Here is a 22,772-nt window from a genome sequence, read left to right on the forward strand (position 1 = left end):
GCGACGCTGCGACGGCCTGCGGTCCGGGGGCGCTCAGCGACCGCTGCGACGGCCTCCGACCCGGGTCCGCGCCGAGAACGCCGAGGCGCCGGTGCGGTGTGCGGCGGGCGGGGCCGCCTGGGTGGTGGTCGCCTCGCCGCGTTCCGATCCCGACCGCTGCGCCGGTGCCGGCGCGCCGGACCTCGTCGCCGTACGGGTCTGCGCGGGACGCCGGGCGGCGTTGCGGGCCGGGCGGCCGCGCCGTGCAGGCTCCGCCGGGGCGGCGGGCTGGGCCGGGGGCGGCGGTGCGACGAACGAACGCTCACCGGGGGCCAGCTCGGCGAGCTGCGGGCTGCCGGGGCGGACCCGGGTGGTCGCCGCCACGATGCCCGCCTTGCGGATCAGGTCGCGTACCTCGGGAACCTGGCTGTCGGTCATCAGCGTCACCACCGTGCCCTCGGCCCCGGCGCGCGCGGTACGCCCGGACCGGTGCAGGTACGCCTTGTGCTCGACCGGCGGGTCCGCGTGGATGACCAGACCGACATCGTCGACGTGGATGCCGCGGGCCGCGATGTCCGTGGCGACCAGCGTGTTCGCCGAGCCGTCGGAGAAGGCGGTCAGGTTGCGGTTGCGGGCGTTCTGGGCGAGGTTGCCGTGCAGCTCCACGGCCGGCACCCCGGCGGCGACGAGGCGCCGCGTCAACGTCTTCGCACCCCGCTTGGTGCGGGTGAAGACGACCGTGCGTCCGGGCGCGGCGGCGAGGTCGACGAGTACGTTGAACCGCTCGTCGTCGCGCACGTGCAGCACGTGATGGGCCATCGCGGCGACCGGGGACAGCGCCGAGTCGACGCTGTGGGTGACCGGCTTCGAGAGGAACTGCCGGACCAGGACGTCGACGCCCGCATCCAGGGTGGCCGAGAACAGCAGCCGCTGGCCCGTACGGGGGGTCTTCTCCAGCAGCCGCCGGACGACGGGCAGGAAGCCCAGGTCGGCCATGTGGTCCGCCTCGTCGAGCACGGTGATCTCGACGGCGTCGAGGTTCGCGTGCCCGGCCTGAACGTGGTCGGCGAGCCGCCCCGGGCAGGCCACGAGGACGTCCACGCCTCGGCGGAGCCCGGCGATCTGCGGGTTGGCGCCGACCCCGCCGAAGACGGTCAGGGTGCGCAGCGACAGCGCCTCGGCCAGCGGGGCCATGGACGCCGCGATCTGGGTGGCCAGCTCACGGGTCGGCGCGAGGATCAGCGCCCGCGGGCGGCCCGGCCGGCGCGGCGACCTGCTGGCCGCCAGCCGGGCCAGGACCGGCAGCACGAAGGCGTAGGTCTTGCCGGAGCCGGTGCGGCCCCGACCGAGTACGTCACGTCCGGCCAGGCTGTCGGGCAGGGTCGCCGCCTGGATGGGGAATGGTGTGGTCACCCCGGCCGCGGCGAGCGCCTCGGTGAGGGCGGCGGGCAGCCCGAGCTGGGCGAACGTGACATCTGATGAGGTAGGTGTGTTGTGCGGGCGGCGGGCCGCCATGAAGTCTCCGAACGTGGAAGGGCCGTCCTGCGCGACACAGACCAGTCGGGTCGCAGCGCATGATGGTCGACATCGAAAGGCGGCCCGAGGCAGAGCACTGCGAGCCGCACGGCGAAGTGTACCTGAGCCGCGCACTCCGCCTCCGGTGCTGCTGGGTCGCAGGGCGGGTGCCATCCGGTCCGGCCCCGGCCCACCCGCCGCACGGATGGGCCGGGGGCGCCGCTCACCGGACGGCGGTGGGGGTCGCCGGGGTGCTCGGGTACGGGGTGGCGGCGGTGACCGGCGGGGTGCCCGGGGACGACGGGCGCGGCACCGGGCGGCCGCTTTGCGGCGGGGCCGTCGGGCTGGACGGCCACGGTGCCGGGTAGCTGGACGGCGCTGCGGTCGGCGGCGCCGATGCCGTCGGGGCGGACGGGCCGGTCGGGGTGTTCGGGTCTGTCGGGGTGGACGGGTAGGGCGTGGGGACGCCGGTCGACGGGGCCGTCGGGGTGGACGGGCTCGGGGCCGGGCCTTCGGAGGACGGGGTCGGCACCGCGGTGTGCGACACCGTCGGGGCCGCGGGGGCGTGCGAGCCCTTGCCCGCGCCACCGCTGGCGGCGAACGCGATGGGTGCGCCGATGACGACGGCGCCGACCGCGCTTGCCGCTCCCACTGCCAGGGCGATGCGGCGGCGTACGCGCATCCGGTGCTCCGCTCGGGCGAGCTGGCCTGTCACTGTTGGTGCCTCCTCGGCTAGTTGGGACAGAGCGGAGCGGATGAGGTCCTCGAACGCGGTGCTCATCGCAGCACCTCCAGGCGATCGCTGTCCGGCAGCAGTTTCCGCAGCCGGGCGATTGCCCGGTGCGTCCGGCTCCGTACGGTGCCGACGGAGCACCCGAGCAACTCGGCGACCTGGGTCTCCGTGAGGTCCTCGTAGTAGCGCAGGACGACCACGGTGCGCTGCGTGGGCGGGAGCCGCCGCAACGCGGTGCGCATGGCGAGCCGGATGTCCGTGTCGGTACTCGAATCCGGATCGGCAACCTCATTGATGGGGTTGAGCAGGATTTCCCGATATCGGCGCAGCCGGCGCCACCAGCTGACCTGTTCGCGGTGCATGACCGTACGGATGTAGCCCTCCGGGTCGGCGTTGCGCAGGCTGGGCCATCTCGCGATGGTCCTGGCCAGCGCCGACTGGAAGAGGTCCTCCGCGGCGTGCCGGTCCCCGGTGAGCAGGTACGCGACCCGCATCAGCGCCGGGGTACGGCTTTCCACGAACTCGGTCAGCTGCGATCTCTCGTTCTCGTCCACTCACCCGCCCCAGTTCCTTGACCGCAGATACAGACGCTCGGGGCGAGCGGATCTATCCATGTTTCTGCGATCGCATCCCGCCGGCCGGGTTCCGATGCTGACCGGCGGGAGCAAGGCTGCGGCGAACGGCGCCGGTTCGCTCAGATCCGGAAGCGGGAGACCAGGGTCTTGAGGTCGTCGGACATCTGGGCGACCTGTTCGGCCGCGGCGTGGGTCTGGATGACACCGCTGCTGGCCACCTGGCTGGCGCTGGCGACCGCCGACACGTTGCTGGCGATGCCCGCGGAGGCGCCGGCCGCGTCGCTGACGCTGCGGTTGATCTCCTGGCTGGTGGCGGTCTGTTCCTCCACCGCCGAGGCGATCGTGGTCTGGTAGTCGCTGATCTGGCCGATGATGGCCGTGATGCTGGCGATCGCCTCGACCGCCTTGTTCGTGTCGCGCTGGATCGCCTCGACCCGGCCGGCGATGTCCTCGGTGGAACGGGCGGTTTCCTGGGCCAGCTCCTTGACCTCGGTGGCCACCACGGCGAAGCCCTTGCCGGACTCGCCGGCGCGGGCGGCTTCGATGGTGGCGTTCAGGGCGAGCAGGTTGGTCTGCTCGGCGATCGCGGTGATGGCCTTGACCACGTCGCTGATCTTCGCGGACGACTCGCCGAGCTGGGCGACCACGGCGGTGGTCGACTCGGCGACCGTGACCGCCTGGGTGGCCACGCCCGCGGCCTGGCCGGCGTTGAGCGAGATCTCCCGGATCGAGGCGCCCATCTGCTCGCTCGCGGTGGCCAGGGCGGACACGTTGTCGGAGACGCTGCCCGCGGCGCGGGCGACCGCGTCGGCCTCGCTGCCGACCTGGTCCACACCGGTCGCGATGGTCGAGGACACCTCGCTGAGCTGCCGGGCGGAGGTCGCCAGGTCGGCAGCCGAGGAGTCCAGCTCGCGGATCGTCGAACGCATGCTGTCGGTCGCGTGGTTGAGCGCGTGACCCATCCGGCCGATCTCGTCACCGGAGGTGACGTGCACCTGCTGGGTCAGGTCGCCCGCGCTGACCTGGTTCAGGATGGCCGCCATGCGCTTGATGGACCGGACACTTTGGCGGATCACCGCCCACGCCGCGCCGAAGGCGAGCGCGAGACCGGCCACGAGGATGCCGATGACGAACAGCCGGTTCGTCCGGTAGGAGGCTTGTGCGGCCTCGGCCTGCCGGGCGGCCAGCGCGGTCTCGTCGTTGATCAGGGTGGTGATGACCTGGCCGGTCTGGGCCAGGCCCGGCCACAGTTCGTTGAACCGGGCCAGGTACACCTTGGGCTGTCCCGCCTCGGCGGCCGGCAGCAGCGTCGCGTCCCGCTCGGCGCGGAACGACGTGATCTTGTCCTTGACCTGCTGGGTGCGCGGGTCGTTGCTGAGCATGCCCAGCTCCAGGTACGTGGCGAGTGCCTTGTCCTGGATCGCGTCCTCGGCGCGGATCTGCTGGATCTTCGCGGCGACGGCCTGCGCGTCCTTGGCCGTCGGCAGCGTGGTGAGGCCGAGGAAGCTGCGCAGCGCCGAGGCCCGCAGCGATTCCAGCGCGGTCGAGGGCACCAGCGCGTGCCGGTACGTGTCGCGGGCGGCGGCGTTGGCCCGCTGCTGCGCGACCAGTCCGCTCCAGGCGACGCCGATGGCCGTGGCCGCGAGCAGCGTCAGCGCGATGAAGAACTTCGCCGCAAGGGGAAGGTCAGACAGTTTGCCGACTCGGCGCTGCTGCTGGGTGGGGCGCGAGGATTCGTCGAGCCGGTGCCGCATAGCTGTCGCCCTTCTGGCAGTCCATCCGCGTGGTCGCCGCCTGGCCGGGCCAGTCGTGCGAGCCCGCCCTATCGGCGCCACCCCGGCCGGGTTGAGTCCTTCCGCGACGGAGACGGTCGGGCACGACACGACTACGCATTGTGCTGCAGAATGCATTCTGCGACGATCTGGTGTCGATGCTGTCGCGCGCCCGCCGGAATGAGATCTCGCGCCGTTTCCCGTGCGATTCTTCTCGGACCATCGGACTTCATGGATGTGGCAGGCGTCCGGCATGATAAGGCCCCGTCACGACGCCGGTCGTCGATGGGTGGGGTGAGCTCGACCGGAAGGGATCGGCGGCAGGTGGATCACCGAGCACGGGGACATCTGGGTCTCGCGCGGGTGCGTCTGTTCGACCAGCTGGACGCGGCCACCGCCGCCGGGCCAGTGCTGGTACTCGCGCCCGCCGGCTTCGGCAAGACCACCCTGCTCGCGCAGTACGCGCGTCGGCACCCCGGGCCCGCCGCGGCGTACCAGGCGGACGCGATGGAGGTGGCCCACGGCGACACCGCGGCACGGCTCGTCGAGGCGGTGCTCGCGGCCCGCCGTACCCGGCCCGGCACCGGGGCGGGGATGCCCGGGGCGCCGGAGCTGCCACCCGCCGAGGCCGCACGTACGTGGAGCGACGCCCGGCGGCTGGTCGCCGAGGCCCGCGACGAGGCCACCGCGGTGGTCGAGGCCATGGCGGACGCCGCGCTGGAGCCCGGCGGGCTGCTGCTCACGCTCGACGACATCCACCACCTGATCGGTACGCCGGGCGAGCAGCTCGTCGCCCAGGTGCTGGCGCGCCGGCCCCGCGACGTGCAGATCGTGCTTGCCGCCCGCCGCCCCCCGGGCACACCCCTGCTGCGCCACCAGCTCGCCGGCGACGGCGGCCTGATCGGCCTCGACGACCTGCGGTTCCGCCGCTGGGAGGTGGAACGCCTGCTCGACGAGGTGTACGGCGAGCCGCTGCCCCCCGAGGAGACCGCGCTGCTGGCCCGGCGTACCGGCGGGTGGCCGGCGGGGCTCGCCATGTTCCACCGCGCCATCCGCGGGCGCCCGATGGCCGACCGCTCCCGGGCGGCCGCCGCGCCGCTGGAGCGCTGGCCCGCGTTCCGCCAGTTCTTCGACGAGTCCGTGCTGGCCGGCGTGCCCGCCGACCTGCTCGACCTGCTCGTGCGCACGTGCGTACTGGACGTGCTGACCCCGGACCGCTGCGCCCGGCTGACCGGCGCCCCGGTCGACGCCGCGATGGTGGAGAGCCTGATCGGCACGTACGCGCTGCCCATGACGGCGCACGGCGACAGCTACCGGTACGAGCCGCCGTTCCGTGCGCACCTGGCGCAACTGCTGGCCGAACAGCTCGGGCCGGTCGGCCTGCGCGAATGGCACCGGCGCAGCGCCGAGGTGCTGCTGGACGAGGACGCGCCCGCCGAGGCGGCCCGCTCGCTGGCCCGCGCGGGCGACTGGCCCGCCCTGCACCTGCTGCTCACCGAGCACGGCGCGACCGTGATCCGCCCGCCCGCCGCCGACCTGCTCGAACTGGTCCCGGCCGCGCAGCGCGCCGACGAACCGTGGCTGGCGTACGCCGAAGCGGAGCACCACCTCAACAACGCCCAGCTACCGGAGGCCCTGGAGCGGTTCCGGGTGGCCGAGGCGATGTTCGCGGCCGACGCCGCGGCGGGCGGCGACACCGGGCTGCGGGCCGCCCGGGGCCAGCTCGCGGAAGTCGAGTCGCTGCTCGCCGAGACCCTGCCCCGCCAGGGTCTGCACTGGACCGGCTGGCTGCGCGTGGCCGTCGGCCCGAACGCGGTGCAGAACACCCGCCGGGTGACCGAACTCGCCCCGGCCGAGGCGGAACTGATCCGGCTGGTCGGCGCGGTCTACGGGGGCGGGGTGCCCGAGGAGATCACCCGGGAGACCCGTACGGTCGGCATCGACGCCCGCGACTCGGCGGTGGCGCTGCTCGGGCTGCGGCTCGTCCGTACCTGCATCGCGGTCGCCCGCAGCAAGGCGTCGCCGGCCGCCCTGGAACGGATCGCGGACGAGGCCGAGATGCTGGGCCTGGGCTGGGTCGCGCGGCTCGCCCTGGGCGCCCGGGCGCTCGGACGTACCTCGTACACGGCGGTGGACGCCTACGCGGTCGCGGCCGCGTGCCGCCGGGCCGGTGACCGGTGGGGGCACCTGCTGGTCACCTCGATCGGCGTGATCTGCGAGGTGCGCGACGGGCGCCTCGACGAGGAACGGCTCGCCGCGCTCTCCGCCGAGGCCACCGACATGGGCGCCGAGTCGATTGCGGCGTGGGCGGACGCGTTCGGGGCGATGGCCCGGGCCCGGCGCGGCGCCCCCGGCGCGGCCCGCGACGCGCAGGCCGCGATCGACCGGGCCGAGGCCGCCCGCGTGTCCGGCGCCGCGGTGGCGGGCATGCTCGCGGTCGCGGTGGCCGACCCGCTGCGCCGCGAGGCGCTGCTGCGCGCCGCCGCGGACCGCGCCGCCGAGGCCGAGCTGCCGCGGGACACGTTCACGTTCTGGGTCGCGGCGTACGCGGCGGGTGCCACCGCCACCCAGGCGCCGGCGGTGCAGATCAGCTGCTTCGGCGGCTTCTCCATGGCGGTCAGCGGCCGCCCGGTGGACCTGGCGCTGGTACGCCCGCGGGCCCGTAGCGCGCTGCGGCTGCTCGCCATGCACGCGGGCCGGTTCGTGCACCGTGAGGTGCTCATCGAGGCGTTGTGGTCCGACCTGGCCCCGGCCGCCGCCACCCGGAATCTGCAGGTGACCATCTCGGCGCTGCGCGGGCTCCTCGAACCCGACAGCGGGCGTGGCAAGGCGCAGATGCTGGTGCGTTCCGGCGACGCGTACGGCATCGTGCTGCCGGCCGGCAGCTACGCCGACACCGCGGCGTTCACCGAGGCGGTGCAGCGGTGGCAGCAGCAGCGGCGCTCCGGCAGCTTCGCGTCCGAGGTGGACGCGATGCGTGCGGCGCTCGCCGCGTACGGCGGTGAGCTGCTGCCCGAGGAAGGCCCCGCCGAGTGGGCGGTCGAAGCGCGCGACCAGTTCCGGCAGCTCGCCACGCGGGTGGCAAGGGAGCTGGCCACCGCCGAGCTGACCCAGGGCAACGTCGCGGAGGCGATCCGGGCCGCCGAGCAGTGCATCGCGCTGGACCCGCACGACGACGAGGCGTGGCAGGTGCTGCTGCGCGCGTACGCCCGCAGCGCCACCCCGGCGAAGGCGCTGGAGGCGCGGCGCCGATACGCGGACATGCTGGCCCGCCTCGGCGTGCCCGAGCCGACCCCGCAGCAGTTGCGCACCGGCAACGCCGCGGCCATGGTCCCGCCGCGCCGCCGCCCGCCCCGCGACGGCTGAGTCACTCGTCCTCGTCGATCGTGGCGCCCCGCCACCGGCCCTCGCGGCGCGGCGATGCCGGGGCCGCGGGGCGGCCCGGCTGTGCGACGCCGAGGCGGATGTTGTCGGCGGGAGAGGCCACGTCGGTGACCGGGGGCAGCACGAGCGGGACGCTGGCGATCACGGTGAGTGTCGTGTGCGCGGCCGGGCCGGCGTACGGGTCGCCGAAGCGCAGCATGACGGGACGACCGGCCAGCGACTCGTGCAGGAGCTCCGGGGGCAGCCGCCGTCCGGGGTCGACCGCGATAAGGACCGCGTCCAGCAGGGCCGCCTCGACGTCCGGGTCGGCGGTTTCCGCGGTCACCAGGTAGTGCAGGTCGAATCGGCGTACCGGGGGGCGGCGGGCCACGACCCGGCCGTCGGTGTCCCGGATGTCCTCCCACTCGGTGTCGGCGGCCTTCTCGTCCTCGCGGACCCCGGCCAGGAACCACACGAGTGCCGATCCGATCCCCCCGCCGGGCGGGGCGGGGGCACCGAACCGGACCTCGCAGGCGTCCGGTAGCAGCGGCGTGAGCAGCCTGCGCAGGGCTTGGTTCACGTCGGCGATCACCCGGACCTCCCGCCAGCCATGCATCGATGCTCGACGCTGGGCGTCCGCGGTGGCCAGCGTGCCCGGGCGACCACCGGTGCACCCGCGGCTGCCCGAAGGGGCGGCCACCGGTGCACCCGTCGTCGCCCGCCAGCCGCTGCCGGTACGGCGGCCCGCAGGCCACCCTGACTGGCGTCCGTTCCGCCACAGGGAGGTCCGATGGCCAGCAGCTACCTGTCGCCTGGCGTCTACATGGAGGAGGTGTCCTCCGGCTCCCGGCCCATCGAGGCCGCCGGCACCGCGGTCGCCGCCTTCGTCGGGTTCGCCGAGAAGGGCCCGTTGAACCAGCCGACGCTGGTCACCAACTGGACCCAGTACACCCAGAACTTCGGTGGCTTCGTCCCCGGCTCGTACCTGGCGCATTCCGTGTACGGCTACTTCGCCAACGGCGGCGGCAGCGCGTACGTCGTGCGCGTCGGCTCGGAGAGCGTGGCCGAGCCGCCGGTGCTGCGCGGGGAACTGCCCGCGGCGGGCGAGGACAACCGCATCGCGTTCGCGGTCCGGGCGCTGCCCGCGGCCGCCGGCGGCGCGCCGCTGACCGTCGAGGTGGTGGGCGGCCAGGACCCGGCCGACGAGACGTTCACGCTGCTGGTCAAGCGCGGCGGCGCGGTCGTCGAGGCCATGGAGGGGCTCACCGTACGGCGGGGGCCGTCCAACGTGATGACCGCGGTCAAGCAGCAGTCGAAGCTGATCGAGGTCGAGGAGACCCGCGGCTCCCGGGTGGCCACGCTGCCCCGGCAGGGCGTCGAGGTGCCGCTCGCGGGCAACGCCGTGGAGCCCGTCGCCCGCGTCGAGCCCAACGTGTACGTCGGCAACTCGGCCGACCGTACCGGCTTCGCGGGCCTGGAGGCGATCGACGAGATCACCATGCTGTCCGTGCCGGACCTGATGGCCGCGCGCGACCGGGGTCTGCTCGACGACGAGGGCGTCCGGGCCGTGCAGGACGCGATGATCACCCACTGTGAGCTGATGCGCGACCGGGTGGCGATCCTGGACACCCCGCCCGGCCTGAACGCCCAGCAGGTCAAGGCGTGGCGGGCCGAGGCCAACTACGACTCCAAGTACGCCGCCCTGTACTGGCCGTGGATCAAGGTGATGGACCCGCTGAGCGGGGCACCGGCGTTCATGCCGCCCAGCGGGCACATGGCGGGCATCTGGGCGCGCAACGACGCGACCCGCGGCGTACACAAAGCGCCCGCCAACGAGGTCGTGCGCGGCGCGATCGCGCTGGAGCTGAACCTCACCAAGGGCGAGCACGACCAGCTCAACCCGGACGGGGTGAACTGCATCCGGTCGTTCCCCGGGCAGGGCATCCGGGTCTGGGGTGCGCGCACGCTGTCCAGCGACCCGGAGTGGCGCTACCTGAACGTGCGGCGGCTGTTCAACTACATCGAGAAGTCGATCCTGAACGGCACCAACTGGGTGGTCTTCGAGCCCAACGACCCGAAGCTGTGGGACTCGGTGAAGCGCACCATCACCATGTTCCTGCGCCGGGTGTGGCGCGACGGCGCGCTGTTCGGGGCGACTCCCGCGCAGGCGTTCTTCGTCAAGTGCGATGCCGAGAACAACCCGCCGGAGAACCGCGACGCCGGCATGCTCACGGTCGAGATCGGCGTGGCGCCGGTCAAGCCGGCCGAATTCGTCATCTTCCGTCTGTCCCAGTACGCCGACGGCGCCGGGCTCGAAGAGTAGGTAGGGAGCAGAGATGCCGGCTGGACTCGGTTCATCGCAGCCCAACGACGCGCTCACCGCGGCGCGCTTCTCCATCACCATCGACGGCTACGAGATCGCCTCGTTCTCCGAGCTGCAGGGCATCACCACGGAGGTGCAGCCGGTGGACTTCCTGGAGTCCACCGACAAGGAGGTCATCTTCAAGAAGCTGCCCGGCAAGAAGATGCCCCCGACCCTGAAGCTGTCCCGCGGCAAGAACCAGTCGATGGAGCTGTGGGCGTGGCACGAGGCGGTGCTGCAGGGCAACATCGTCGCGGCCCGCAAGAGCTGCTCGCTGATCATGTACAACTACGACGGTGCGCCGGTGGCCCGCTACCACCTGGAGAACGCGTGGCCGTCCAAGCTGGAGGTCAGCGCGCTGAAGGCGGGCGCCAGCGAGGTGCTGATGGAGACCGTCACCATCGTCTGTGAGCACATCCAGCGGGTGTCCGGATGACCGGCACCACCGAGGCGTTGCGCACGGAGTACCCGTTCGTGCTGCCCCGCGGCTACGTCGACGAGGAAGGCCGGGTGCACCGCGAGGGCGTCATGCGCCTGGCCACCGGACGCGACGAGATCATGCCGCAGACCGATCCACGGGTACGGCAGAACAGCGCGTACCTGTCGATCCTGCTGCTGGAGCGGACGGTCACGTCGCTGGGCACGCTGCCGTCGGTGGACACGTTCGTGGTGGAGAACCTGTTCGCCTCGGACCTCGCGTTCCTGCAGGACCTGTACCGGCGGATCAACTCCGAGGGGCGTACCGAGGCCGCGGTCACCTGCCCGAACTGCGGGCACGACTTCGCCGTCGACCTGGCCGGTGATGCACCGGGGGGATCCTGACGTACGCGACCGACCACCTCTGGGAGGAGGTCGCGTACGTCGCCTACTACCTGCACTGGTCGTTCGACCAGATCCTCGACCTGGAGCACGGCGTACGGGCCCGGGTCGTGGGGGAGATCGGCAAGATTCACGCACAGCGGGACGAGAAGGGCTGGTGAGACCATGCGGTGGCCGTTCCGTCGTCGCAGGGAAATCGCACCGGCCACTGTGGACCAGTCGGTCGAGCAGCCCGCGGGTGCCGGGCGCGAGCGACCGGCCGGGGCCACCACGGCCCGGCGGGCGTGGCAGACCCTGCCGCCGCTCGCCCCGGTGGTCACGGCGCCGCACCTGACCATGGGCACGCCGCCGGTGAGCGGGACCGCTTCGCTGCTGCGCCGCCCGGCACCGCTGCCGCCGCAGGCCCGTCCCGCCGGGCGGGTCAGCGGGCTGGCGGAGGTGCTGCCCGCCCTGGACGTGACCCGGCCCGAGCCGGTCCCGCCCGCCCCCCGCCCGGTCCGCGCGGTCGCCCGCGCCGCCGAGCCCGCCCCGCTCACCGCCGCCACCCCCGCGTACGTGGGTGAGGCGCGTGAACCCGCCCAGCCGCACCGGGCGCCCGCCTGGCTGCGTGCCCTGTCGTCCGGGGCGGTCATCGACCCGCTGCTCGGCGGGATCGTCCCCGCCGCACCGGCGCCGCGGGCCGCCCCTCCACCGCCGCGCCCGGCCGCGGTTCCGCGTTCCGTGCCCGCCACCCGGCGGCCGGTACGCCCGCGAGGCCGCGTCGGGCTGGGCGCCCCCCTGGATTCCGAGGCCGCTGATGCGGATCCCGAGCCGGCCGCGCCGCCTGCCCCCACCGGGCGGCCGGCCATCCACCCGTCGATCCCGGCCGCCGAACCGGCGCCACTGACCGGCGTCCCCGAAGTCTCGGCAGCGCCGGTCGGGACCCCGGCGCTGCCGGCGTTGCCGTCCGCGGCCGGGCCCGAGATGCGCCACCCGTCCGCGACCACCGGCCCGGAACCGGCGACACCGCCGACGGTCGTGGAGCCGCGCCCCGCCTCCGCAACCAGCGCCGCGCCCCCCGCCGACCTGACCCGGTACGTCGCCGAAGCGACCGGGGTGGAGCTGGACGGGGTGCAGGTGCACCGCGGACCCGACGTGGACCGGCGTGCCGCCGAGGCCGGTGCTGCCGCGTTCACCGTGGACGACAGCGTGCATCTGCCCGCAACGGCCGGGCCGGACTCGGCCACGGAGGCGCGGGCGCTCGTCGCCCATGAACTGGTGCACGTGGCGCAGCAGCGGCGCCTCGGGCCGGCACTGCCCGACGAGGGCACGCCGGGCGGGGCGGAACTGGAAGCCGAGGCGCTTGCGGTCGAGGACGCGGTACGGGCCGGGCGTCCCGTACCGGTGTTGCGCCACCCACGCCCCGCGGTGCCGCCCGTTGCCGCCGATCCCGCCGTCCCGGGCCCGCAACCCGCCCGGGTCGTCGGTACCCCGGTGTCCCCTCGGGACTTCGCGCCACCGGCGCCCGGCGCTGGACCGGCGCGCAGCGTCGGTCCTCAAGGCGCTTCCGCGTCCGCAGGCCCGGCACGGACATGGACCGGAGCGCCCCGGCCGGCGAATACTGCCGCGTCGGCCGACCCGCGCGGCGCGGCGGCGCAGCCGATCAACGTGCTGGCCCCGGCGCCAGGTGGCGCCCCGCTCCGGGTGACCGGCCGGGTGCAGCGACGGGTGTCGTCGCTCGATCATCCGCGGTCGGCGGCCCCGGCGCAGGCGTCCCGCCCGGCCGCACCCGCCACGCCGTCCCCCTCGCCGACTCCTGCGCCGTCGTCCACGTCCCAGACGTCCGGATCTTCGTCGTCCTCGGGGTCGTCAAGCTCGACCACGCAGGCGGCGCCCTCGTGGTCATCGTTCCGGGAGGGGCTCGCCAACGACCTCGGCGCCATGGTGCTGTCCTCGTGGAGCCTGGAGGAGCCCGGCGGCTCGTCGCAGTCCGGCGGGGGCGGGGGTGGCAACGGCGGTGGCCAGGGCGGCACCCGCGAGGAGCGGTTCAACCGGCTGGCCCGGCCCGCGCTCGAACGGCTCAACGAGCAGCGCCTCGCTGCCGGCCAGTCCGAGCTGCTTGCCCTGCCGCCGGACGAGGAGGCCCGCATCTGGGCCCAGGTCGACGCCGGGGGCGGCGGCGGCCCGTCCGGCGGCGGCCCGTCCGGCGGCAGCGCGTCGGGCGGGAACGCCGGTCGCGGCCGGCGCCAACCGGAGGCGATCCGGAGCTGGGGGCAGTTCGAGGAGGCCCTTGGCAACGACTTCGCCGACATGGCCGGCAGTTGGTTCGGCATGAGCGGCCAGGAGTTCAGCCAGGCGTTCGGTGACCGGGAGGCCGACGAGGCGGACGCCGGGTCGGGCGGGCACGGGCCGGCAGCGGCGCCGGGCGGCGCCGGTTCCGGCGGGCACGGCGCCGCGTCCGGGTCGGCCGCACATGCCGCCGCCGGGCCGTCCGGCCACGCCGCGGCCGCGCACGGCGGGCCGGGTCACGACGGGGCCGGTCACGAGGGGGCCGGTCACGCGACGGCGAGCCACCCGGGGAGCGCCGCCGGAACGGACGGGCACGGCGAACGGCACCACGTCGACACCGACGACCTGGACCTGGACGAGCTGAGCGTCCGGCTCTACGACCGCATCCGCAGCAGGCTCCGCCTGGAACTGCTGCTCGACCGCGAGCGGGCGGGCCTGCTCAACGACTTCCGATAGGGGGAACGGCATGGCGATCAGCGACTCCACCATGCTCGGCGTGGCCAACCGGTTCACGGTGAAGATCGACAACGGCCAGTGGGATCTCGGCAGCTGGGCCCAGGTGGACGGCCTGGACGTCAAGTGGGACATCGCCGAGTACCGGACCGGCGACGGCGGCAACGCGCGATGGTACTTCCCGGCGAACACCCACTACTCGGTGGTGAAGCTGACCCGGGCGGTCTCCAAGGAGAGTGAGACCGTCCGCAAGTGGCTCGACTCCACGTCGTTCAAGTGGGCGCCGCAGACCGCGTCGGTCACGATCCACGACTCGGCGGGCGCGCCGGTGATGAAGTGGGAACTCAAGCACATCATGCCCCAGCGCTGGTCCATCACCGGCCTGGAGGCGGGCGCCAGCCGGGTCGTCACCGAGACGCTGGAGCTGAACCACAGCGGCTTCCTCGACGACGAGACGAAGTACTGATGCAACGCCTGTCCGACACCGCCCGCCTGGGTATGTCGATGCGCTTCCGGGTCAGCGTCGACGGCATCAACCTGGGCAGCTGGGCCACCTGCGCCGGTCTGTCGGTGGAGTTCAAGAACCAGCGCGTCAACGAGGGCGGCAACTACGAGTACACCGTGATCCTGCCGGACCGGGTCGAGTACCGGGCGATCACGTTGCGCCGGGCCATGTCGCCGCAGGAGTCGGCGATCGTGCAGCGCTGGCTGACCGGCGTGGTCAGCGGCTGGTACAAGGTGAACTCCCCGCGTGACTACGGGCCGCGTACGGCCGAGATCGAGCTGTTCGACGCCGGCGGCTCGGTCGTGGCGAGCTGGACGCTGCGCAACGTGTACCCGTCCAAGTGGTCCGGCCCGGATCTGGACGCGACCGGCAGCCAGGTCGCGGTCGAGTCGCTCGAACTGGTGCACGAGGGGTTCCTCTGATGCAAGCGGTGATCGTCTGCCAGGTGCCGCCGGGCGTGGTCAAGTTCGACCTCAACCCGGATCAGATCTCGGTGTCACGACAGTCCACGATGGGCTCGTACGGCAGCAGCAGCTCCAACAGCGGCACCCCCGGCGGTTCGTCGCCGAGCATCTTCAAGAAGTCCACCCCGCCGGTGCTCACGCTGAACAAGGTGACGTTCTACGGGCTGGACACGAAGATCCGCTGCGACCAGCTCATGGAGTGGATGAGCCCGGGCGGCGGCATGGCCGGTGCGCTGGGCATGGCGGCGCTCTCCGCGGCCACCGGCATCAACCTGGTGGCCCGCCCGCCCAAGGTGATCTTCCAGTGGGGGCCGCCGACCGCGTTCTTCGTCGAGGCCAACATCACCGCGGTCAACGTCACCTACACCCGGTTCCACCCGAGCGGGCAGCCGACCCGCGCCGAGGTGACGATCCGGATGCAGCAGCAACCCAGCCTGCTCAGCCTGCTCGCGACGAACCCGACCTCGGCCGGTCTGCCAGGCCGCAAGGCGCACACGGTCACCGCGGGCGACTCGCTGGCCCGCATCGCCACCGACCAGTACGGGGCCCCCGGCCGCTGGCGTCAGCTCGCCGAGGCGAACGGCATCGACGACCCGCTGCGCGTCCGCCCCGGCGACCGGGTGTACCTGCCGAATCCCGAGGAGATGCGGTGAACCCGCTCGGCGACCGGAGCGGGGTGGTCCGGGCCGGAGTGAAGGTCGGCATGGCGAAGCTGCCCCTGTCGCCCGCGGCGGAGCGGTACCTGGTCCGGGCGGTCGTGGACACCCACCTGCACCTTCCGGACATGTTCGAGCTGACGTTCTTCGACGAGGCCGGCGACCTGATCGACGTGGCGGGGCTGTCCATCGGCACCGCGGTCGAGGTGCACGGCGGCGCGTCCGACAGCACCCAGGCGAAGAAGCTCATCGCCGGCGAGGTCACCTCCATCGAGGCGGTCTGCGCCGAGCTGAACGTCTACACCGTCGTCCGGGGCTACGAGCAGGCGCACCGGCTGCAGCGGGCCCGGCGTACCCGGACGTTCGTGAACAGCTCCGACTCCGATGCGGTGCGCAAGGTCGCGCAGGACGCCCGGGTGCGGATCGGCACGATCGACTCCACCGCCACCACCCACGACCACCTGGCCCAGGTGGCGCAGACCGACTGGGACTTCATCAAGCAGCGGGCCCGCGAGGTCGGCTACGAGACCGGCGTGGTGGACGGGGAGTTCTTCTTCCGCAAGCCGCCCGGCATGCCGTCCGCCGGTGGCCTGCTCGGCGCGATCGCCGATCTGGCCGGGCTCGGCAAGCCGAAGCTCACGTTCAAGGACAACCTGCTGACGTTCCTGCCCCGGGTCACCGGCGCGAACCTGACCACCGACGTCGAGGTGCGCTTCTGGGATCCCGTACAGGCCAAGGCGGTGACCAAGACCACGACGGTCCGTTCCGGTACGGCGAAGCTGTCGAAGAAGCCCGACGAGCTGGCGGGCGCGTTCGGGCTGGCGAATCCGCTCGGGGTGTCGCTGCCCGCGATCCCCGGCCTGCCCGACCTCGGGGTGGCGCCCAGCGCGTCCGCGTACGCGGTGGTGGACCGTCCCGTGGCCACCGGTTCGGGGGCGGACCGGGCCGCGGAGGAACTGGCCAACGGCCTCGCCGAGCACGTGGGCAGCTCGTTCGCCGAGGCGGAGGGGTACGCGCTGGGCAGCCCCGACCTGCAGGCCGGGGCGCAGGTGGAGGTCGCCGGGGTGCCGGCCGCGTTCGCGGGCACGTGGACGATCAGCAACGCCCGGCACGTGTTCGACGAGGCCGAGGGCGGTTACCGGACCCGGTTCTTCGTCAGCGGGCGGCAGGAACGTTCCCTGCTGGGCCTGGCGTCGCTGGGCGCCACCCAGGGCGAGCCGACCCGCATCCCCGGCCTGGTGTGCGGCATCGTCACGAACAACAACGACCCGGACACCCGCGGCCGGGTCAAGGTGGCGCTGCCGTGGCTGTCCCCGTCGTACGAGTCGGACTGGGCCCGCGTGGCGCAGTTCGGGGCGGGCAAGAAGTCCGGGGCGCTGTTCATGCCCGAGGTGGGCGACGAGGTGCTGATCGGCTTCGAGTTCGGCGACCCGCGCCGCCCGTACGTCCTGGGTGGACTGCACAACGCGCACACCGACTACGACCTGGGCGGCGACGCGGTCAAGGCCAGCGGGATGGCCGCGCAGGTGGTACGTCGCGGGTTCGTCAGCGGCGCGGGCAACCGGCTCGTGTTCCACGACGAGCTGCCCCCGGCGCCGGGGGCCGGGCCGCCGCTGGCGTCGGAGTTCGCGCTGGAGACCAAGGACCGGAAGATCGGCCTCGCGGTCGACCAGAAGGCCGGTTCGTTGAAGATCACCTGCGAGCCGACCACGCCGACCGGCGCCGTCGAGATCACATGCGGCCCGCAGGGCACCATCTCGATCAAGGCCGGTGCCGGCGGCTCCATCACCATCGACGGCGGCGGCACGCTCGAACTCAAGGCGCAGCAGTCGGTCAAGATCTCGGGCGCCCAGGTCGAGATCAGTTCCCAGCAGATCAAGTTGGGGAGTTGATCCATGAGCACGGACTTCATCGGGACCGGGTGGGCGTTCCCCACCGGGGTCGCGGCCACCGGCGGCATCGCGCTGGTGCGCGGCGACACCGAGCTGGTGCAGGCGATGCGGCTGATCCTGTCCACGTACCCGGGGGAGCGGCCGATGCGGCCGGACTTCGGCTGCCGCCTGCGCGACTTCGTGTTCCGCGCCGCGACGCTCGACACCATCGCCGAGCTGACCGCCGAGGTACGCCGCGCCCTCCTGCGCTGGGAGCCGCGGGTGGACGTCGTGAACGTGGAGGTCAAGCCCGCCGACGAGGACCCGTCCGTGCTGTACATCGAGATCACGTACCGGCCGAAGGACACCAACGACCACCGCAACCTGGTCTTCCCGTTCTACACGATCCCCGACGACCCCGAGAGCGACTACTGATGGCCCTACCCACCCCAGACCTCGACGACCGGCGGTTCCAGGACCTGGTCAACGACGCCAAGCGCATGGTCATGCAGCGCTGTCCGGAGTGGACGGACCACAACGTGTCCGATCCGGGCGTCACGCTGATCGAGACGTTCGCGTTCATGACCGATCAGCTGCTGTTCCGGCTCAACCGGGTGCCCGACCGGCTGTACCTGAAGTTCCTCGACCTCATCGGATTGCAGCTCGTGCCGCCGGTGCCCGCCGAGGCGCCGGTGACGTTCTGGCTGTCCGCCCCGGCCGCCGCCCCGCTCACCATCGCCGCGGGCACCCAGGCCGGCACGCCGCGTACCGAGACCAGCGAGTCCATCACGTTCGCCACGGTCGCCGACCTGCCGATCGTCCCGGTCACCCTCCGCACGGTGCTCACGCTCGGTGCGGGCGCGGACGCGTTCACCGACTGTACGGAGGCCCTGGCCGAGGGCCGCCCGTTCGGGGTGTTCGCCGAGCGGCCGGTGCCCGGCGACGCGGTGTACCTCGGCCTGTCCGACGCGGCGCCACGCTGCGCGATCCGCCTCGACTTCCGCGGACACCTCGACGGCGTCGGCGTCGACCCGCTGCAGCCCCCGCTGGTGTGGGAGGCGTACGACGGGCGGGACTGGGTGCCGTGCCACGTCGGCGCGGACGACACCGGCGGGCTCAACCGCTCCGGCGCGATCACCCTGCACCTGCCCGAGGACCACCCGCCGGCCGTGGTCGGCGGGCTGCGCGGCGGCTGGCTACGGGCCCGCGTCACGGCCTGCGAGCCGAACCAGCCCGCGTACACGATGAGCCCGGTGGTGGACGGCCTCACCGCCGCGACCATCGGCGGCACCATGACCGCGCTGCACGCCGACCTCATCCAGCACGAGAGCCTGGGTACGGCCGAAGGCGTGGCCGGGCAGCGCTTCACCGTGTCCCGTACCCCGGTGCTGCGGGCAGGGTCGGACGCGGAGCTGGAGGTCAGCTCCGACGACGGCTGGCAGACCTGGACCCGGGTCGACACGTTCGCAGACAGCGGCTCGGACGACCGGCATTTCCAGCTCGACGGCGCGACCGGAGCGGTCGCGTTCGGTCCGGCGCTGCGCACCGAGGACGGCGGCATCCGTCAGTACGGCGCGATTCCGGCCGCCGGGGCGACGGTCCGGATGCGGCGCTACTGCGTCGGCGGCGGCGCCCGCGGCAACGTCGGCCCCGGCGCCATCCGCACACTCAAGTCGTCCATCCCGTTCGTCGCCGGGGTGGAGAACCTGCGCCGCGCCCAGCACGGCGCCGACGGCGAAAGCATCGAGCAGGCCAAGGCGCGCGGGCCGGTGCTGCTGCGCTCGCGCAGCCGGGCCGTCACCGTGGAGGACTTCGAGACCATCAGCTGCGAGGCCGCACCCGAGGTGGCCCGGGTGCGCTGCCTGCCCGCGGGAGCCGAAGGCGTCGAACCCGGCTCGGTGAAGGTGCTGGTCGTGCCGACCGCGGCCGACGACAACGGGCGGCTGCGGCTGGGTGACCTGGTGCCCTCCGACGACACGCTGCGCCGCGTCGCCGAACGGCTCGACACGGTACGCCTGCTCGGCACCCGGGTCGTCGTGGAACCGCCGATGTACCGGGGCATCACGGTCGTCGCGCAACTCGTCGCGAAACCCCGGGCCCGCGCCGAGAAGGTGCAGGCCGCGGCGGCCGAGGCGCTGTACCGGTTCCTCAACCCGCTCACCGGCGGCCCGGACGGGACCGGGTGGCCGTTCGGGCGGGCCGTCCACGCGGGCGAGGTGTTCGGGGCGTTGCAGCGTGTCGACGGCGTCGAACTGGTCGACGACGTGCGGCTGTTCAGCGCCAACCCGGTCACCGGGGAACGCGGCCAGCCCGCGGGCAAGGTGGAACTCCCGGCGAACAGCCTGGTCTTCTCGTACGAGCACCAGATCCGGGTGACGTCGCGATGAGGGGGACCGTGCCGGGGCTGGGCACGCCGTACCCGCTGCACACGCTGCTGCCGGCGGTGTACCAGGAGGAGGACCCGTTCATCGTCCGGTTCACCACCGGGCTCGACGACGTGCTGGCCCCGGTGATCGCCACCCTGGACAACCTCGAATCGTACGTGGACCCGCTGCTCGCCCCCGAGGACTTCCTGTCCTGGCTGGCCGGCTGGGTCGGGGTGACCGTGAACGACAACGCGCCGCTGCCGTTGCACCGGGCCACGGTCGCCCGGGCCGCCGAACTGCACCGGCTGCGCGGCACGGTCGCCGGGCTGCGTACCGCCCTGGAACTGCTGACCGGCGGGGACGTCGAGATCACCGACAGCGGCGGGGTCACCTGGTCGGACAGCCCCGGCACGCCCGCCCCCGGCGACCCGAACCCCTGGGTCCGGGTGCATGTCCGCGTACCCGCCGACCTGGGCTGGTCGCCGGACGCCCTGCACGCGGCGGTCGAGGCCGCGGTCGTGGCCGCCAAGCCCGCACATGTTCAGCACGCCGTGGAGGTGACCACCCGATGATCGTCTGCAAGACCTGCGGATACCGCAACGCGGGATCCGACTCGTTCTGCGGCTCCTGCGGCGCGTTCCTGGAGTGGACCGGTGAACGGGTGGAGCAGCCGAAACCGGCCGCCAAGCCGGAACCGGAACCCGAGCCGGAACCGGCCCGCAAGGTCGGCCTGCTGTCGCGGGTGCAGTCGCTGCTCTACGCCGACGTCGGGCACCGCGACCCGATCGAGCGCCCGTCCCGTCCGGGGATGCCCGGGGGGCCTGGCGCGCCGGGCGGCTCGTTCGGCGGGGGGCTCGGCGGTGCCAAGCCGCCCGTGCCTCCGCCGCCGGGCGGCAAGCCGGTGCCGCCGCCTCCGCCCCCGGGCGGCAAGCCCTTGGTGCCTCCGCCGCCTCCCCCTCCGGGCGGACGGCCCGTGGTGCCACCTCCGCCGCCCCCGCCGGGTGGCGGTCGGCCGGTGGTGCCCCCGCCCCCGCCGCCTCCTCCGCCGGGTGGCGCCAAACCGGTCGTGCCCCCGCCGCCCCCGCCTCCGCCTCCGCCTCCGGGCGGTGGCACACCGCTCGTGCCGCCTCCCCCTCCACCCCCTCCTCCGCCCGGAGGGGCCGCGCTCCCGCCCCCGCCCAGCGGGGCCACGTTGCCGCCTCCGCCGGGCGGGGCCCCACTGCCGGGCGGCCGGGGTGCGTTGCCTCCGCCTCCGGGCGGGAAACTGCCACCTCCGCCCGGTGTGGACGCCCTGGTGGCGCCGATGTCCAGCGGCGGCGGCGACATGCCGTTCGGCGGAATGGACCCGATCGGGGGATCCGGCATCAGCGCGCTGCCGATCCGCCAACCCGGAACCGACCCCGGCGTCGTCGCCCCACAGGAGCGTGGCCGCGCCCGCCGGACCGTGCCGCGCAGCGCACCCAGCCGCGAACTGCAACCGGGCGACCTCGTCTGCGGCGATTGCGGCGAAGGAAACCTGCCGACCCGCCGGTTCTGCAGCCGGTGCGGCAACGAACTGGACGACGCCCAGGTCGTCCGCGCCCCGTGGTGGAAGCGCATCCTGCCCAAACGCAAGCCGCGCCAGGCCCGGGCCGCGGAGGACGACACCGGGATCGCCAAGACCGGCGAACGCCGCCAGCACAAGCGGTCCGTCTTCCCGATCCTGCGCCGGATCGTCGCGGTCGTACTGCTGCTCGGCGGGCTGGTGTACGCGTTCGTGCCCGACCTGCGGACCCGCACCAACGCAGAGGTGGTGACGCTGCGGCAGAAGGCCGAGAAGATGATCTTCGGAGCGAACGTCCCGGTACGGGCGGTGAAGGCGTCCTCGACGCCGGTGAACAAGAAGCACCCGGCGGACGCCGCGGTCGACGGGCACTGGAACACGTACTGGTCCACACCGGTCTCCGGGGCCCGGCGGCTGACCCTGACGTTCCAGGAGCCGGTGGAACTGCGCGAGGCGCTGATCCGCGGCGGCATCGCCGGTGACGTGCGCGGCAGTCAGCGGCCCCGCACCCTGCACCTGGTGTACCCCAGCGGGCGCGGGCAGGACCTCACGATGATCGACAACACGGATCCGCAGCACTTCGACCTGGACAGCGGCGGCAAGGTCAGCTCGGTGGAGATCTACGTGCAGGACACGTACGCGAACGCCGAGAGCAAGCAGGTCACCATCAGCGAGGTGGAGCTGTTCACCAAGGAGTGACGAGTCCCGGTCGTACAGAAACGGCCCCCGACCCGGAAGGGTCGGGGGCCGTTTCCGGCGTGGATTCGGGTTCAGCTCGTGTGGTAGCGGCCGTCCCCCTGGAGCTGAAAGTCCCACTGGAGGCTCTCAGTTTTCACGAGGCTGCTCACCGAGCCGCTGACGGTCAGCGGCAGCCGGGCGATGGGTGCCGTCTCGCTGCCCGCGTTGCTGGGGTTGTGCACGTGGATCTGGACGTTCACGTCGAAGCCCCACAGCACGCTGCAATGTGGCACGTACAGGTAGCAGTTGGGGATGAACGCGCCGCCGCCGTGGTAGCGCGCGCCGTACTCCCAGCGCAGGTCGAACGCGATGTCGACGACATCGACACCGAACGCGTTCTCCATCTGCAGACGCCAGGTGAGCCGGTTCGGCCCCTGAGCGCCCGTGAGTGAGCTGATCGGGTCGGAGACCCCGGCCGGAACGGCGTTGCAGGTGTTGCTGGCCAGGCTCGCCGACGGCTTGCCGGATTCGATGACATGCCAGGCGGCGCTGGCGATGTTGGCTACGTCGGTCATGCTGTCCGCCCCCCTCGCGTGCCCTCGTGGCCCTCGCTTCGCTCGGTGCGCTCGGTCATGCGATCGCCGTCCCGTCTCCGCCGTGCATGTCCGGCACGTCCACCATCGCGACGTGCTCCTCGATACCGGTCCGCGGCTCTGCGTGGAAGTAGTACGTCTCGAGGTATTCACGCTCCTCGGGCGTCCACTGGCTGGGGTCGCTGGGGAACGGCGTTCCGTCACCCCGCAGCGGCACCCCGTCTGCGCTGATGTGCTGCGTCATTGCCGTCCTTTCC

The 22,772-nt window shown here is 73.3% G+C and carries 20 protein-coding genes and 1 pseudogene; 14 read left to right on the forward strand and 7 right to left on the reverse strand.

Annotated elements, in window-relative coordinates:
- Positions 1–33: 33 nt before the first annotated feature.
- The 4 genes from ACMCNK_RS25095 to ACMCNK_RS25110 form a co-directional block, all read right to left on the reverse strand.
- Complete coding sequence (locus ACMCNK_RS25095; RefSeq protein ID WP_412738823.1) at positions 34–1,494, reverse strand: DEAD/DEAH box helicase; 1,461 nt, start codon at positions 1,492–1,494, stop codon at positions 34–36.
- Positions 1,495–1,717: 223 nt separating this feature from the next.
- Positions 1,718–2,275, reverse strand: coding sequence for a hypothetical protein (locus ACMCNK_RS25100; RefSeq protein ID WP_412738824.1), 558 nt, complete (start codon positions 2,273–2,275; stop codon positions 1,718–1,720).
- Positions 2,272–2,781: a SigE family RNA polymerase sigma factor gene (locus ACMCNK_RS25105; RefSeq protein WP_412738825.1), complete on the reverse strand. Its 510-nt coding sequence runs from the start codon at positions 2,779–2,781 to the stop codon at positions 2,272–2,274. Before ACMCNK_RS25105 ends, ACMCNK_RS25100 begins: the two co-directional genes overlap by 4 nt.
- Before the next feature lie 140 nt (positions 2,782–2,921).
- The gene (locus ACMCNK_RS25110) at positions 2,922–4,556 is read right to left on the reverse strand and encodes a methyl-accepting chemotaxis protein (protein WP_412738826.1); all 1,635 of its coding nucleotides are present in this window, start codon (positions 4,554–4,556) and stop codon (positions 2,922–2,924) included.
- Positions 4,557–4,859: 303 nt separating this feature from the next.
- Between ACMCNK_RS25110 and ACMCNK_RS25115 the strand changes: the two are divergent.
- A pseudogene (locus ACMCNK_RS25115) lies at positions 4,860–7,859 on the forward strand (BTAD domain-containing putative transcriptional regulator); the annotation flags it as partial.
- An 82-nt stretch (positions 7,860–7,941) separates the two neighbouring features.
- On the opposite strand, the gene ACMCNK_RS25120 reads toward ACMCNK_RS25115, so the two are convergent.
- Positions 7,942–8,637, reverse strand: a complete 696-nt coding sequence (locus ACMCNK_RS25120) for a Pvc16 family protein (RefSeq protein ID WP_412738827.1) — start codon at positions 8,635–8,637, stop codon at positions 7,942–7,944.
- 90 nt (positions 8,638–8,727) lie between these two features.
- Here ACMCNK_RS25120 and ACMCNK_RS25125 point away from each other — a divergent pair, with 90 nt between their 5' ends.
- From ACMCNK_RS25125 to ACMCNK_RS25185, 13 genes are all read left to right on the forward strand, one after another.
- Positions 8,728–10,260: a phage tail sheath family protein gene (locus ACMCNK_RS25125; protein ID WP_412738828.1), complete on the forward strand. Its 1,533-nt coding sequence runs from the start codon at positions 8,728–8,730 to the stop codon at positions 10,258–10,260.
- Positions 10,261–10,273: 13 nt separating this feature from the next.
- The gene (locus tag ACMCNK_RS25130) at positions 10,274–10,735 is read left to right on the forward strand and encodes a phage tail protein (RefSeq protein ID WP_412738829.1); all 462 of its coding nucleotides are present in this window, start codon (positions 10,274–10,276) and stop codon (positions 10,733–10,735) included.
- Positions 10,732–11,121, forward strand: coding sequence for a hypothetical protein (locus tag ACMCNK_RS25135; protein ID WP_412738830.1), 390 nt, complete (start codon positions 10,732–10,734; stop codon positions 11,119–11,121). Before ACMCNK_RS25130 ends, ACMCNK_RS25135 begins: the two co-directional genes overlap by 4 nt.
- On the forward strand, positions 11,118–11,279 hold the full coding sequence (locus ACMCNK_RS25140; RefSeq protein WP_412740981.1) for a DUF6760 family protein: 162 nt from the start codon (positions 11,118–11,120) through the stop codon (positions 11,277–11,279). Before ACMCNK_RS25135 ends, ACMCNK_RS25140 begins: the two co-directional genes overlap by 4 nt.
- 4 nt (positions 11,280–11,283) lie before the next feature.
- Positions 11,284–13,842, forward strand: a complete 2,559-nt coding sequence (locus ACMCNK_RS25145) for a DUF4157 domain-containing protein (RefSeq protein WP_412738831.1) — start codon at positions 11,284–11,286, stop codon at positions 13,840–13,842.
- Positions 13,843–13,852: 10 nt separating this feature from the next.
- Complete coding sequence (locus ACMCNK_RS25150) at positions 13,853–14,305, forward strand: phage tail protein (protein ID WP_412738832.1); 453 nt, start codon at positions 13,853–13,855, stop codon at positions 14,303–14,305.
- Entirely contained in the window at positions 14,305–14,766 is a 462-nt protein-coding gene (locus ACMCNK_RS25155) for a phage tail protein (RefSeq protein WP_412738833.1), read from the forward strand. The genes ACMCNK_RS25150 and ACMCNK_RS25155 overlap by 1 nt, the downstream gene beginning before the upstream one ends.
- Positions 14,766–15,461, forward strand: coding sequence for a LysM peptidoglycan-binding domain-containing protein (locus ACMCNK_RS25160; RefSeq protein ID WP_412738834.1), 696 nt, complete (start codon positions 14,766–14,768; stop codon positions 15,459–15,461). Before ACMCNK_RS25155 ends, ACMCNK_RS25160 begins: the two co-directional genes overlap by 1 nt.
- On the forward strand, positions 15,458–17,356 hold the full coding sequence (locus ACMCNK_RS25165; protein WP_412738835.1) for a phage baseplate assembly protein V: 1,899 nt from the start codon (positions 15,458–15,460) through the stop codon (positions 17,354–17,356). Before ACMCNK_RS25160 ends, ACMCNK_RS25165 begins: the two co-directional genes overlap by 4 nt.
- 3 nt (positions 17,357–17,359) lie before the next feature.
- Entirely contained in the window at positions 17,360–17,770 is a 411-nt protein-coding gene (locus ACMCNK_RS25170; RefSeq protein WP_412738836.1) for a GPW/gp25 family protein, read from the forward strand.
- Positions 17,770–19,722, forward strand: a complete 1,953-nt coding sequence (locus ACMCNK_RS25175) for a putative baseplate assembly protein (RefSeq protein ID WP_412738837.1) — start codon at positions 17,770–17,772, stop codon at positions 19,720–19,722. The genes ACMCNK_RS25170 and ACMCNK_RS25175 overlap by 1 nt, the downstream gene beginning before the upstream one ends.
- Positions 19,719–20,273 (forward strand): phage tail protein, encoded by a 555-nt coding sequence (locus ACMCNK_RS25180; RefSeq protein WP_412738838.1) that lies wholly within the window; start codon positions 19,719–19,721, stop codon positions 20,271–20,273. The genes ACMCNK_RS25175 and ACMCNK_RS25180 overlap by 4 nt, the downstream gene beginning before the upstream one ends.
- Positions 20,274–20,983: 710 nt before the next feature.
- Positions 20,984–21,943: a discoidin domain-containing protein gene (locus ACMCNK_RS25185; protein WP_412738839.1), complete on the forward strand. Its 960-nt coding sequence runs from the start codon at positions 20,984–20,986 to the stop codon at positions 21,941–21,943.
- Between the two features lie 71 nt (positions 21,944–22,014).
- Here the strand turns inward: ACMCNK_RS25185 and ACMCNK_RS25190 are convergent, their stop codons facing one another.
- On the reverse strand, positions 22,015–22,497 hold the full coding sequence (locus tag ACMCNK_RS25190) for a hypothetical protein (RefSeq protein WP_412738840.1): 483 nt from the start codon (positions 22,495–22,497) through the stop codon (positions 22,015–22,017).
- A 55-nt stretch (positions 22,498–22,552) separates the two neighbouring features.
- On the reverse strand, positions 22,553–22,759 hold the full coding sequence (locus ACMCNK_RS25195) for a hypothetical protein (protein ID WP_412738841.1): 207 nt from the start codon (positions 22,757–22,759) through the stop codon (positions 22,553–22,555).
- Positions 22,760–22,772: the final 13 nt, after the last annotated feature.

It is taken from the genome of Krasilnikovia sp. MM14-A1259, assembly GCF_047159535.1.
Classification (GTDB): Bacteria; Actinomycetota; Actinomycetes; order Mycobacteriales; family Micromonosporaceae; genus Actinoplanes.